At 71.2% G+C, this 12,108-nt stretch carries 13 protein-coding genes; 7 read left to right on the top strand and 6 right to left on the bottom strand.

Annotation, left to right across the window (positions count from 1 at the left end; all coding sequences use genetic code 11):
- Both E1293_RS37130 and E1293_RS37135 read right to left on the bottom strand, forming a co-directional pair.
- On the bottom strand, window positions 1–476 hold a 476-nt coding region (locus E1293_RS37130), incomplete at its 3' end, for an MFS transporter (RefSeq protein WP_243717108.1).
- A gap of 83 nt (window positions 477–559) precedes the next feature.
- Window positions 560–1,264, bottom strand: a complete 705-nt coding sequence (locus tag E1293_RS37135) for an SDR family NAD(P)-dependent oxidoreductase (protein WP_132203168.1) — start codon at window positions 1,262–1,264, stop codon at window positions 560–562.
- A gap of 225 nt (window positions 1,265–1,489) precedes the next feature.
- Here E1293_RS37135 and E1293_RS37140 point away from each other — a divergent pair, with 225 nt between their 5' ends.
- From E1293_RS37140 to E1293_RS37160, 5 genes are all read left to right on the top strand, one after another.
- On the top strand, window positions 1,490–2,629 hold the full coding sequence (locus E1293_RS37140; protein ID WP_132203170.1) for a GAF domain-containing sensor histidine kinase: 1,140 nt from the start codon (window positions 1,490–1,492) through the stop codon (window positions 2,627–2,629).
- Window positions 2,626–3,327 carry a response regulator gene (locus E1293_RS37145; protein WP_132203172.1) on the top strand — a complete coding sequence of 234 codons (702 nt, stop codon included), beginning with the start codon at window positions 2,626–2,628 and terminating at the stop codon, window positions 3,325–3,327. The genes E1293_RS37140 and E1293_RS37145 overlap by 4 nt, the downstream gene beginning before the upstream one ends.
- A gap of 23 nt (window positions 3,328–3,350) precedes the next feature.
- Window positions 3,351–4,136 carry a PP2C family protein-serine/threonine phosphatase gene (locus E1293_RS37150; protein ID WP_132203174.1) on the top strand — a complete coding sequence of 262 codons (786 nt, stop codon included), beginning with the start codon at window positions 3,351–3,353 and terminating at the stop codon, window positions 4,134–4,136.
- A gap of 279 nt (window positions 4,137–4,415) precedes the next feature.
- Window positions 4,416–4,805 carry a DUF2752 domain-containing protein gene (locus tag E1293_RS37155; RefSeq protein WP_243717110.1) on the top strand — a complete coding sequence of 130 codons (390 nt, stop codon included), beginning with the start codon at window positions 4,416–4,418 and terminating at the stop codon, window positions 4,803–4,805.
- Window positions 4,806–4,893: 88 nt separating this feature from the next.
- Complete coding sequence (locus tag E1293_RS37160) at window positions 4,894–5,466, top strand: RDD family protein (protein WP_132203176.1); 573 nt, start codon at window positions 4,894–4,896, stop codon at window positions 5,464–5,466.
- Window positions 5,467–5,558: 92 nt separating this feature from the next.
- On the opposite strand, the gene E1293_RS37165 is transcribed toward E1293_RS37160, so the two are convergent.
- On the bottom strand, window positions 5,559–6,314 hold the full coding sequence (locus tag E1293_RS37165; RefSeq protein WP_132203178.1) for a hypothetical protein: 756 nt from the start codon (window positions 6,312–6,314) through the stop codon (window positions 5,559–5,561).
- A 226-nt stretch (window positions 6,315–6,540) separates the two neighbouring features.
- Between E1293_RS37165 and E1293_RS37170 the strand changes: the two genes are divergently transcribed.
- Complete coding sequence (locus E1293_RS37170) at window positions 6,541–7,329, top strand: ABC transporter ATP-binding protein (protein ID WP_132203180.1); 789 nt, start codon at window positions 6,541–6,543, stop codon at window positions 7,327–7,329.
- A gap of 93 nt (window positions 7,330–7,422) precedes the next feature.
- The gene (locus tag E1293_RS37175) at window positions 7,423–8,199 is read left to right on the top strand and encodes a sulfite exporter TauE/SafE family protein (RefSeq protein WP_132203192.1); all 777 of its coding nucleotides are present in this window, start codon (window positions 7,423–7,425) and stop codon (window positions 8,197–8,199) included.
- Here the strand turns inward: E1293_RS37175 and E1293_RS37180 are convergent.
- From E1293_RS37180 to E1293_RS37195, 3 genes are all read right to left on the bottom strand, one after another.
- Window positions 8,183–8,422, bottom strand: coding sequence for a hypothetical protein (locus E1293_RS37180; RefSeq protein WP_132203182.1), 240 nt, complete (start codon window positions 8,420–8,422; stop codon window positions 8,183–8,185). The two genes, E1293_RS37175 and E1293_RS37180, sit on opposite strands and share 17 nt — an antisense overlap.
- A 271-nt stretch (window positions 8,423–8,693) precedes the next feature.
- Window positions 8,694–10,052, bottom strand: a complete 1,359-nt coding sequence (locus E1293_RS37185; protein WP_165978561.1) for a hypothetical protein — start codon at window positions 10,050–10,052, stop codon at window positions 8,694–8,696.
- A gap of 1,345 nt (window positions 10,053–11,397) precedes the next feature.
- A partial coding sequence (locus E1293_RS37195; RefSeq protein ID WP_132203188.1) for a Rieske (2Fe-2S) protein occupies window positions 11,398–12,108 on the bottom strand: 711 nt, incomplete at its 5' end.

Here is a 12,108-nt window from a genome sequence, read left to right on the forward strand (position 1 = left end):
ATCACCAGGGGGATGAGCCCCAGGAACACCCAGCGCCAGCCGAGGTGCTCGGCCAGCGCGCCGCCGACGGCCGGGCCGATCAGCGAGGGCAGCACCCACGCGGCCGACAGTGCCGCGAACACGCGGGGCCGCAGCTCTTCCGGGTAGACGCGTGCGATCACGACGTACATCGAGACGAGCGATACGCCGGTGCCGAGGCCCTGGACGGCGCGTCCGGCGACGAACAGCCACATGGACGGCGCCGTTCCCGCGACCACCAGCCCGGCGACGAACGCGCCGAGCCCGATCATGAACGGCCGGGACGGGCCGGACCGGTCGATCCAGCCGCCCGCCAGCACCGTGGACAGCAGGCTCATGATCAGGGTGGCGCTGAAGCCCCACGCGTACAGCGCCAGGCCGTTCAGGTCGTCCGCCACCACCGGCATGACGGTGCCGACCGCCAGGTTCTCGAACGCCAGCAGCGTTACGGTCAGCACGATTCCGAACGTCGCGGCACGGAACCCGGCACTCAGGACACTTCGCTCAGAAACCGGCACATGATCATGATCCAGGACGGGCGTCATCGCGGGCCCGCCAGGTCGTCCTGCCGCGGGGGACGGCCCTCCGCGAGCAGGCCGGCGGCCCGGTACCGCCCGCTCGGCGGACGGTCGGCGATCAGCGTGCGGAACGCGGCGGCGGCCTCCTCCGGCGGCGGGGCGGCGTCGGCGTCCTCGCCCGCGGCGCGCAGCATGCCGGTGTTCATCTCGCCCGGGTCCGCCCACCACACGGCCACGCCGGGCTCTTCGGCGGCGAGGACGTTCGACAACTGCTCCAGCGCCGCCTTGGACGTCCCGTAGCCGCCCCACGTCTCGTAGTCCTCCACGGCCGCGTCCGACGTGATGTTGAGGATCGCGCCCCGCCGCTCCCGCAGGCCCGGCAGGACGGCCTGGATCAGCCCGAGCGGCGCCAGCACGTTGGTCGCTAGCACCGCCGCGAGATCGGCGACGGGCAGCGCGTCCAGCCGCGGCATCGGCGTCGGGCCGAGGGTGCTCGCGTTGTTGACGAGCAGGTCGAGCCCGCCGGCGGCCGCGCGGGCCAGCTCCGCCCGGTGCGCGGGATCGGCGACGTCGCCCGCGATCGCCGTCGCGCCGGTCTCGGCGGCGACCGCCGCCAGCGCGGACGGGTCGCGGGCGTCGATGACGAGGTTCCAGCCGTCCGCCGCGAGACTCCGGGCGAGGGCCCGCCCGAGGCCCCGGGAGGCCCCTGTGATCAGTGCCGTCTTCATACCCTCGACGCTAGGAAGCGGGGCGCCCCGCGGCATCGGCCGACGGGTCCTCCGCCCGGTCGTCTGATGGTCCTAGGACCGGCGTCCCGCCCGCCCGTACCGGCGCGCCGGGCACGTACTCCCCGCGGCTGATTCGAGAAGACCCGCCCAGAGAGTACGGTCTTCACATGTGAGCACCGGCGCGGCGCTCGCAAGGGGATCCGCGGGGGGAGACGAGAGGCCGGGATGGAGAGCGACGACGGCTGCCACGGCGACCAGGGCGCGACCCTGCACGCCGTCAGCTCCGCCGTGCTCGCGGTGACCCGGCACCTGTCCGTGCACGAGGTCCTCCAGGTGATCGTCCGGGCGGCCGCGCAGCTGCTGGACGCCCGCTACGCCGCGCTCGGCGTGCCCGACGACGAGGGTTCGTTCGCCGAGTTCGTCGTCGAGGGCATCTCGGACGAGGAGTGGGAGCGGATCGGCCCGCTGCCCCGCCAGCACGGCATGCTCGCCGCGATGCTGCACGGCGACACGCCGAAGCGGCTCCGCGACATCCGCCGGGAGCCGGAGTTCGAGGGCTGGCCGGTCGCGCACCCCGTCCTGAAGGACTTCCTCGGCGTGCCGATCCTCGACGGCGAGGACGTCCTCGGCATCATCTTCCTGGCCAACAAGCGGCGTCCCGGCGGCTTCACGGCCGACGACGAGGAGTTGCTCACGCTGTTCGCCGCGCATGCCGCGATCGCCATCACGAACGCGCGCCTGTACGAGCACAACCGCGAGCTGACGATCGTCGCCGAACGCAACCGGCTGGCGCGCGAGCTGCACGACGCGGTCGCGCAGAAGCTGTTCTCGCTGCGGCTGACGGCGCGCACCGCGTCCGCGCTGGCCGACCGCGACCCGGTCCGGACCGTCAAGGAGCTGGAGCAGGTGGAGCGGCTCGCCGCCGAGGCGCTCGCCGAGCTCCGCGCCGTGATCTTCGAGCTGCGTCCCGCCGACCTCGCGGACGGCCTGGTCGCGTCGCTGCGCAAGCATGTCGAGGTCCTCGACCGGGTGCACGAGACGGCCGTGCGCATCGCCGCCGACGAGGCCGTCGTCCTGCCGGAGGAGCACGAGGCCGTGGCGTTCCGCATCACGCAGGAGGCGCTCTACAACGCGCTGCGGCACGCGGGGGCGCAGACCGTCCAGGTGCGTCTCGGGACGGCGGACGCACGGGCCGTCCTGGAGGTCTCCGACGACGGCTCGGGCTTCGACGCGTCCGACACGGACCCGCAGGGCGGGCTGGGGCTCGCCTCCATGCGCGACAGGGCGTACGCGATCGGCGGCGAACTCACGATCGACGCCGCGCCGGGGCAGGGCACGACCGTCCGGCTGGAGGTGCCGCTGTGACCTCGCGGCAGGGACCGATCAAGGTGCTGATCGCCGACGACCACCCGGTCGTGCGGCAGGGCCTGCGCACCTTCCTCGGCATCCAGGACGACATCGACGTCGTCGGGGAGGCCGAGGACGGCACATCGGCCGTGACACTGGCCGAATCCCTGAAGCCCGATATCGTGCTCATGGACCTCAAGATGCCGGGCGCCGACGGCCTGACCGCGCTGACGGAGCTGCGGGCTCGTGGGGTCACGGCACGGGTCCTCGTCCTGACCAGCGTGACGGAACGCGGGCACGTGCTGCCGGCGGTCCAGGCGGGTGCGGCCGGATACCTGTACAAGGACGTCGACCCGGCGGCGCTCGTCCAGGCGATCCGGGCGGTCCACGACGGGCACGTCCTGTTCGCGCCCGACGCGGCCGAGGCGATGCTGCGGGACGGGACGGCGGGCGGTGCCGGAGCCGACGACCGCGGCCTCGCCGCGCTGACCGAACGGGAACGGGAGGTGCTCGTGCACATCGCGCGGGGCAGGTCGAACCGGGAGATCGCACGCGCCCTCGTGGTGTCCGAGAAGACGGTCAAGACGCACGTCAGTAATCTGCTCATGAAACTGGGAGTCCAGGATCGGACGCAGGCGGCGCTGTACGCGGTCCGGCACGGTGTCGGAACGTCCGGCGCGGCCGGGGATACCGGGGGGACGACCGCCCGCGGCTGACTAACCTCCGCAGAGAAATTGGTATGAACGTAGCTATCAGGTACGCAGCAGGCAGTGACATCGGGTGCAACCGGGAGAACAACGAGGACTCCGGGTACGCCGGTGCGCGGTTGATCGCGGTCGCGGACGGCATGGGCGGCTACGCGGGCGGCGAGGTCGCCAGTTCGACCGTCATCGGCTCCTTGCGCTCGCTGGACACCGACGCCCCCGAAGACGACCTCGAAGACATCCTGGGCCGCGCCGTGGCGGAGGCCAACGAGAAGTTGCGCAGCGTCCGCGAGGAGCGCCCCGACCTGAGCCGGATGGGCACGACGCTCACCGCGATGCTCTGGTCCGGTGAGTCCGTCGCGCTGGCGCACGTCGGCGACTCGCGCGGCTACCTGCTGCGCGACGGCGAGCTGTTCCAGATGACGCAGGACCACACGATGGACGAGCTGCTCAAGGCGGAGGCCGAGCAGGCGGGGCAGACCGCCGATCCGGCCGAGACGTCCCGGCTGTCGCACGTCCTGTACCGGGTGCTGGACGGACGCGACGACCGCGAGCCCGACCTGCGCCTTCGCGAGGCCCGGCTCGGCGACCGCTACCTGCTGTGCTCGGACGGCCTGTGCGGCCCGGTCGACGCGCAGCAGATCTACGAGGTGGTGTCGGCGGAGGCCGACCCGCAGCGCGCGGTCGACCGGCTGATCGAGCTGGCCCGCGAGAACGGCGGCCCGGACAACATTACCGCGGTCATCGCCGACGTCGTCGAGTCCGAGCACGTCACCGGCCCCGGTGCCCCGCTCGTGGTCGGTGCGGCGGCCCAGTCCTGACTTTCGGGCCCGCACGGGACGGGCGTGGCCGATTCGTGCCCAGATGGAACTCGAAAGAGTGCGCATTTAGCTGGCGATTTGTCCTACTCTTACGTTCGAGGTGGTGTCACCAGCGCGGAGTAACGGTCCGATAGCGTATCGTTGCCCGGACTTGACCCGCCTCGGGGTGCACCCGGTATATGGGTCACTCAGCTGTATGTCATCGAGGCGGAGGATTCGTTGGGGGGAGCGCCCGGGGCGGCGGCCACCCGTGCACCAGAAGGTGTTCTCGGGGGGCTCGTGAGCCGGACCCTCACCGCAGCGCGGCACGGACCCCTGGGAACGGTGCTGCGCGTCGCGGCCATGGCCACCGCGGCCATCGGCGCGTCATGGATCCATCGCGTGAACGACCCCGGCGTGCTCTGTCCCCTGCGGGCGCTCACCGGAATCCCGTGTCCCATGTGCGGGGGCACGACCGTGTTCATCGAGTTCGGCGCGGGCCGTCCGGCCCAGGCGGTCCTCGCGAACCCGGTCGCGCTCGCCGGCGCCGTCGCCGTCGCCGCCGCACCGCTGGGCCTGGGAGGCCGGTGGTGGGCACTCCAGCCGAAGACCCGTGCCTGGATGCTCGGCACCGCCCTCGTGGGGTCGGAGCTGTGGCAGCTCGTCCGGTTCGGTGTTCTGCGGGTTTGAGCCGCGGGCCATCCTCGGTCAGACTTGCGGAGCCCACCGGGTCCGGCGGGCGTCACATAACCACAGGGTCAATCAATAAGGAGCAAGTGTGGGTAACCCCTACGACCCGTACGGGCAGCAGCAGCCGGGCTACGGGCAGCAGCAGCCGGGCTATGGTCAGCAGCAGCCCGGGTACGGCCAGCAGCCCCCGGCCCAGCCCGGGTACGGCCAGGAGGTGCACCACCACCACTACGGCTCGACCGGCCAGCTGGCCGAGTGGGGCTCGCGTGCCGGTGGCTACATCATCGACTACCTGATCTTCGCCGGCCCGACGTTCGTGCTGTACCTGCTCGGCAGCCTGCTGTCGAGCTCGGGCGGCGGCGCGGCGGTCCTCGGCCTGCTGTTCATGCTGATCGGCTTCGCGCTCTCCATCGCCGGCGGCCTCTGGATCTGCTACCAGGAGGGCACGACCGGCCAGTCCATCGGGAAGCGCCAGATGGGCATCCGCCTCCTCAGCGCGCAGACCGGCCAGCCGATCGGCTTCGGCATGGCGTTCGTGCGCAAGCTCGCGCACATCGCCGACAGCTTCCTGTGCTACATCGGCTTCCTCTGGCCGCTGTGGGACGACCGCAAGCAGACCTTCGCCGACAAGATCTGCAACACCATCGTGGTCCGCGGCTGACCACGCGTTCACCAAGAGCGGGGCGTCCTTCCGGGGCCGCCCCGCTTTCGTATGGCACGGGTCTTATGGCACGGGTCTTATGGCACCGGGTCTTATGGCACGGGGTCGAACGCGCTGTTGCACGCGGCCACGAGAGCGCGGCGGACGGCGTCGTCGAGGAGGCGCAGAGCCTCACCCCGGCGCCTCATCTGGTCGGCGCTGAGGCCACGTTCGTCCATCTGCCGGGCAAGGTCGACGACCAGCGACAGCCGCCGGGCGAGCGCGGCGACGCGGTGCGCGCGGGGCGGGTAGCCGGGCGCGAGCGGATGGTCGCCGCGGCCCGGGTCGCGCAGGTCGACGAGCGCGTCCCCGACCTCGGGCGGGACGCCGGCGAAGTCGTCCACGGTCAGCAGCGCCTCGGTGGCGTCCCGCATCGCGAGGGTGAGCCGCCGGTCGGCCTCGGCCAGGGACGGGACGTCGGGCGCCGCCGCCGACGCGTCATGCGTCGTCCAGCGGACGCCGACGTACGACGAGCCGCGCCGGTCCTCGGACGGGACGAGCCCCATCGCGCGTCCGTCCAGCACCGCGACGACGGCCGCGCCGGCCTCGATCGCCGCCGCGTTGAAGCCCGGCGGCCCGGTCAGCCCGAGCGGGTCGCCCGGCTCGGGCAGCGCCAGCCGCAGCGCCGTCAGCCCGCCGACGCGCAGGTCGCCGAGCCCGCGGCGCAGCGTCACCTCGGCGGGCTCGCCGCCGAGGATCTGCGGGCCGGCGCCCTTCTCGACCTCGTCGACCGCCTCGTCCAGGCCGACGTGCCCCGTCAGCCAGGCATTGCCCCAGGCGACCAGAGCGGTCGCGACAGCCCTGCTCATCCGTTGGTGCTCGTTCCCGGTCCGTGACCTTCCGCAATGGGCATGCGAACCACGATAAGCGCTCCGATCGCCGGTGCCACCGGACGTAAGGGACCTATCGCGCCGCGGGTGGTCTCGCGGGACGGCCGTTCCCGGTGGGGAGCCGCGGCCCACGGCCGCCTCCGCATCGCATAGGTTCTTTCCTGAGAGCGGGATCACCGACCCGGATTGGGGACGAAGGCGCGCGATGGCAGGCGAGGTACTTCAGCTCCGCGGAGTCGGGGTCAGGCGCGGCGGGGCGGACCTGCTGCGCGACGTCACATGGACGGTCAGCGAGGGCGACCGCTGGGTCGTCGTCGGCCCGAACGGCGCCGGCAAGACGACGCTGCTCCAGGTCGCCGCCGCGATGCTGCATCCGACGGCGGGCAGCGTCGAGATCCTGGAGGAGGAGCTCGGCCGCACCGACGTGTTCGAGCTGCGTCCGCGGATCGGCCTCGCCAGCTCGTCCATCGCCGAGAAGGTCCCGTCCGGTGAGACGGTGATCGACCTGGTGCTGACCGCCTCGTACGCGATCCTCGGCCGCTGGCAGGAGGAGTACGACTCCACCGATCTGGACCGTGCCGTCGCGCTGCTGGAGGCGCTCGGCTGCGCCGACCTGATCCGCCGCACGTTCAGCACCCTGTCGGAGGGCGAGCGCAAGCGCGTCCAGATCGCCCGCGCCCTCATGCCCGACCCCGAGCTGCTGCTGCTGGACGAGCCCGCCGCCGGCCTCGACCTCGGCGGCCGCGAGGACCTCGTCGCCCGCCTGGCCGCTCTCGCCGACGACCCGGGCGCGCCGACCATGGCGATGGTCACGCACCACGTGGAGGAGGTCCCGGAGGGCTTCACCCACGCGCTGCTCCTGCGCGGCGGAGGGATCGTCGCCCAGGGCAAGGTCGACGAGGTCTTCACCCAGGAGTACCTGTCGGGCACCTTCGGGCTCCCGCTCACCGTCGACCGCCAGAACGGCCGCTGGTACGCCCGCGCGTCCCGCTGAATCCGGCGATACCCCCCGCTCGACGGTGCCCGGCGGGGGTGTCCCTACGATGTGCCCACCGTTGGCAACGCGCAGCGCTGGGATGGGACGGACTTGAATCTGCTGGACGCGGCCGCCGTCTTCGCGGCCGGGGTGGCCGCCGGAGGCATCAACACGGTCGTCGGGTCCGGCTCCCTGATCACCTTCCCGACCCTGGTGGCGCTCGGCTACCCGCCCGTCGTCGCGAACATCTCCAACAACATCGGGCTCGTCCCCGGCGGCGTGACCGGCGCCTACGGCTACCGCAACGAGCTGACTGGCCAGCGCGGGCGCCTGCTGCGGCTCGGCTCGGGCTCCCTCATCGGCGCCGTGATCGGCGGGCTGCTCCTGCTCGGCCTGCCCGCCGAGGCGTTCGACGTCATCGTCGTCGCCCTGATCATCATCGCGCTGGTCCTGGTGATCGTCCAGCCCCGTCTGCAGAAGTGGATCCGGGCGCGCCGCGCGGAGGAGGGCACGCAGCCTCCGCACGGCGGCCCGCTGCTCTGGGTCGGCGTCCTGCTCGCGGGCATGTACGGCGGCTACTTCGGCGCCGCCCAGGGCATCATCCTCATCGCCCTCCTCGGCATCATGCTGGACGACGACCTGCAGCGCCTCAACGCGGGCAAGAACGTCCTGTCCGCCGTGGTGAACGGCACCGCCGCGATCCTGTTCACCCTCACGTGGCTGTTCGGCGACACCGAGATCAACTGGTGGGCGGTCCTCCTCATCGCCGCCGGCTCCACCTGCGGCGGCGCGATCGGCGCGTCCGTCGGCCGCCGCATCCCGCCGATGGTGCTCCGCGGCGTCATCGTCGTCGTCGGCCTCGTCGCGATCGTCAATCTCCTGGCCTAGCCTCGGCCGCCTCGGTGGGGTGCTCCACCAGCGCCAGCACGCGGCTGGCCATGAACCGCGCCGTGCGGACCGAGGTGCCCGTCCGGGTGACCTCGCTGACCTCCACGACCCCGCGCCGGGTCGCGACCTCCACCCGGCGGCCCGCCCGGCTCGCCGCGACCTCGTACGTCCGCGTCCCGTCGCCTCCGGCGTCGACCACGATCTCGACCCAGTCGCCCTTCATTCCCGTGAACCTCCCACTCGAACGTATATTCGAATTATACCCCGAACGGCAACCGACGAACCCCCACGTAACAGACAAAAGCCCTGGTAGACAGGCGTGTGGCCGCCTCGGATCACCGGGAGCGGAGTGCCTCGTCGACGACCCGCATCGCCTCGGCCGCCGAACGGTCGGGATTCCGGCGGGTCGCCGGGAACAGCGTGATGAGAGCCGTCCGGTGCGCATCACTGTCGCGGAGCCCACCTTGAACTCTCCGGGTTTCAGGAAGTACGTCTCATCGCCGAAACCCGGCACTTCCTCGGCATGCTTCGGTCGAGTCGGATGGCGGGACTTCGTAGTAGTGCCAGCGAGGGGCGCCGGTGGTGGCGTCCAGGACGTCCAGCTTGCGGCGGGAGCTGACCACGACCTGCCCCGTCACGACTTCGACACGTGCACTTTTCGGCCAGTACACATCCGGCACCTCGGTTTGCCACGTCTGGTGCACCGTCCCGATGGGCATGCCGGTGTCCCCGATGGGATGTGCCCTGGACGCGCTCGTGGCCTGATCGACCTGTATCCCGGGCGAACTCCCATGCTCATCCCTTGCCAGGCCGAGCCGTACGTAGGCGACGTTGTCCATGAGATCGTGGAGCAGCCCCTGCTCCCGCTTGTCCGTCACCGTCTTGAGGATGGAGAGCGGCGGGACCTCGTTGTAGAGGTTGTCCGGGGTGTTGGCGCGGACCACCAGGGCCTTGATGCGCGAGTCCGTCTCGCTCTTCCCGTACTCGAAGGCCCAGCGGGACGGCCATGAGCGCACTGCCGTCTCGCCCATGTACCTGATGGCGCCCTCGATGAACTCGTCCCCTGGACGTTCGACCGCGTCAGGAGCGGCGTAGCCGTCGAGGACGAGTTGTTCGAGGGCGTGCAGTGATTCCGGAGTGAAGTCGAACGGGAAACCGTCCGGGAGATGGTCTCCCCGCCATAGTTCGAGCGCCTCGTCCATCCCAGTGATCCACATGTCGAGAAAGCGCCGGGATTCGTCGTTCATGTAGTAGCGGTCCCACTCCACGTACCACTCGTGCGTGTCCGGGGCGGTCGACAGCTGAGGGCCTTCGATCCCGCCGCTGCCGTGCTCACTCAGTGGCAGATCGAATTCCTCGCGGAGGGCGTCGGCCTGGCCAGGAGTAAGGAGGAGGTGCCAGCCGTAGTATCCCTCGCCGCTGTCGAGGAGAAAGAACTCCCGCCCGTCGTCAGGCGCGAGGTCACCGATGAAGTCACCGAACGTCTGGACGTCGACCGAGCGGGTCGCCCGGTGGTCCACCTCCCACCAGATCGACCGGCCGTTGCGGCGAAAGTGCAGGTACTCGTCGCCGTCCTCGATCTCGATCAGCTCGACATCGTCGATCACCACCGAGCCGCCCGAGCAGGCCGCCGCCTCATCGAAGAGCGTGCGGTACCCCTCCTCGCGGTCGTCGACCTTGTCCGGGATCAGGACACCGATTCCGAAGGAGTCGACGGGGGCCGCGCCCGGTTCAATCTCCTCGTCCAAGCTGGGGCACCAGGTGGCGATCCCGGCCAGGGCGGCCGCGGCGCGTTCTTCGGTCAGTACCTGGAGTTCTACGAGACGGTTCGCGAAGGCTCGGTAGGAGGTCATCGTTCCGCCTGGGTGCCGGGTTCGGGAGGCCCTTCGTGGCCTTCTTCGTCGAGAGGCAGGCCGAATTCCCCGCGCAGTGCCCGTGCCCGGCCGGCCGTGAGGAGGAGGTACCAGCCGACCGCGCCCTCCTCTTCGTCCCCGATGACCTGGAAGAACGCTCGCGGGTCGGGCCTGTCGGGGCCAGGTCGCCGATGTTCTCCCACAGCGTCAACGTGTCGACGTAGCGGTACGACAGGTGCTCCAGCTCCCATCGGTGCGGACGGCCGTCGCGGCGGAAATGCAGGACCTCGTCGACCAGCTCCACGCCGTCGATCGTCACCGCACCGCCCGAGCAGGCCGCCGCCTCCTCCAGAAACGACCGGTAGGCATCCTCCAGGCCGTCGACCTTGTCGGGGATGCGAACGGCGATCCCAGCCTCTTCGAACACGGCCACCAAGTCGGCGAGTTCTTGCTCCTCGTCGAGGTCGGGCGCCCATCTGGCGCACTTGCGGAGGACCCTCCCGGCCCCGTCCGGCGTGATCACTCCCAGGCCGACGAGGCGGTCGGTCAGGACTCGGCACGAAATTCCGGTCATGCCAGATGATCTTGGCAGGCCCCCGTTGGGTGAGGAGGGCGTTCATGAAGAACGCGAGGTTGGCGGGGACGCCTCGGCGCAGGACGTACGGTTGGTCACCGTCCCCGCAGGACGAACACACCGATATGGCCGGGCCGCTGAGGCGGACGGACCGGCCGCCCCTCCAGCCGGCTACCGCCAGGTGGCCCTGCCTGCCGCGCCCGACCCGGTAGTAGCCCCACAAGCCGCCGCGAAGGGCGTGGACGGTGATGGCGAGACGAATATGGTCGTCCGGCCCGAACGCGAAGACCCAGCGGACGGATGGGCAGGTCGTCAGCCTGGTAGAGCTCTCGCCTCGGGTGATGGCCTTGGAGTCGGAGCGTGGGGTGCCGGAGGTGCCCGCGTCGTCGGGGTCCTTGCCCTTGGCGGGGGGCGGTGTGTCGCCCGGCTCAACCGTCTCGGGCTTGCCGCCCGGCTTGGAGTCGGTCTCGGTGGGACGCTCGACGCCCACGCTTCAGCCCTTCCGTAGACGAACCCGATCACGAACATATCGCCCATATGGGCACTGTCGGATGTCTCCGGTGACGTGCGGGGCCGACGTCCGGTCGCATCGCCCATTTATGTAAGCGTGCTTGCCGGAAATTGCACGTTTCGTTGAGCGCAGGGCGCAGATGCCCGTTTCGAAGCCATGGCGGACGCGTACCCTGCCCCAGGTCCTCGTCGGCAGGGTCGTTCATGCGGTGCCGAACGGCCGTAGGACCGGCCGGGCAACGCCGGACGCGTCGCGCGGGCCTACACGGGACGAACCTGGAGGGTGCCCTCTTCGGTCACTCGGGTTTCGAAGGAGGGCTGGCGGGCCGTGGCGGGGCCGTGGACGACGGAGCCGTCGGCTACGCGGAAGGTGCTGCCGTGCCAGGGGCAGACGACGCAGGTGTCGGCGTTGTCGTCGGTGACGATGCGGCCCTGGTGGAGGGGGCCGGCGAGGTGGCTGCAGCGGTCGGCGAGGACGTGGACCTCGTCGCCGTCGCGGAGGACGAACAGGCTGATGTAGCCGAGGCGGCGGGTGACGGGCCAGCCGTCGGGGAGTTCTTCGGCGGCGCACAGGTCGTGCCAGCCGAGTGGGACGAGGTGGGCGAGCTGGTCGGCGTGGCTGGCGCCGGCGGCCTGCCGGAAGGCGAGGTGCCCGCCCAGGTAGACGCCCGCGAACAGGGCGCTGAGGCCGGCGAAGCCGAACGCGCGGCCGGCGGCGTCCCGGCCCTGGTAGCGGGCGACGAGGGACGCCGAGTACAGCATGCTCGCGGCGGCCGTCCCGGCGGCGTGGACGAGCCCGACGCGCTGCTGTTCGCGGTGCAGGGCGGACCAGTCGGCGATGCCGGTGAGGACGGTCGGGACCGCGCCGGCGAGCCCGGCGGCGACGAGGGCCTGGGAGGCACGGCGGGTCCCGGGCATGAGGTCCAGGACGGCGGCGGACATCCACATGCCGATGGGCACGTCGGTGAGCGG

Source organism: Actinomadura darangshiensis (assembly GCF_004349235.1).
GTDB lineage: Bacteria > Actinomycetota > Actinomycetes > Streptosporangiales > Streptosporangiaceae > Spirillospora > Spirillospora darangshiensis.

Excerpts from the sequence above, each read along its gene's own strand:
- E1293_RS37135 (WP_132203168.1), bottom strand. The coding sequence starts at position 1,264 with ATGAAGACGGCACTGATCACAGGGGCCTCCCGGGGCCTCGGGCGGGCC.
- E1293_RS37140 (WP_132203170.1), top strand. The coding sequence starts at position 1,490 with ATGGAGAGCGACGACGGCTGCCACGGCGACCAGGGCGCGACCCTGCAC.
- E1293_RS37150 (WP_132203174.1), top strand. The coding sequence starts at position 3,351 with ATGAACGTAGCTATCAGGTACGCAGCAGGCAGTGACATCGGGTGCAAC.
- E1293_RS37165 (WP_132203178.1), bottom strand. The coding sequence starts at position 6,314 with ATGAGCAGGGCTGTCGCGACCGCTCTGGTCGCCTGGGGCAATGCCTGG.
- E1293_RS37170 (WP_132203180.1), top strand. The coding sequence starts at position 6,541 with ATGGCAGGCGAGGTACTTCAGCTCCGCGGAGTCGGGGTCAGGCGCGGC.
- E1293_RS37180 (WP_132203182.1), bottom strand. The coding sequence starts at position 8,422 with ATGAAGGGCGACTGGGTCGAGATCGTGGTCGACGCCGGAGGCGACGGG.
- E1293_RS37185 (WP_165978561.1), bottom strand. The coding sequence starts at position 10,052 with ATGACCTCCTACCGAGCCTTCGCGAACCGTCTCGTAGAACTCCAGGTA.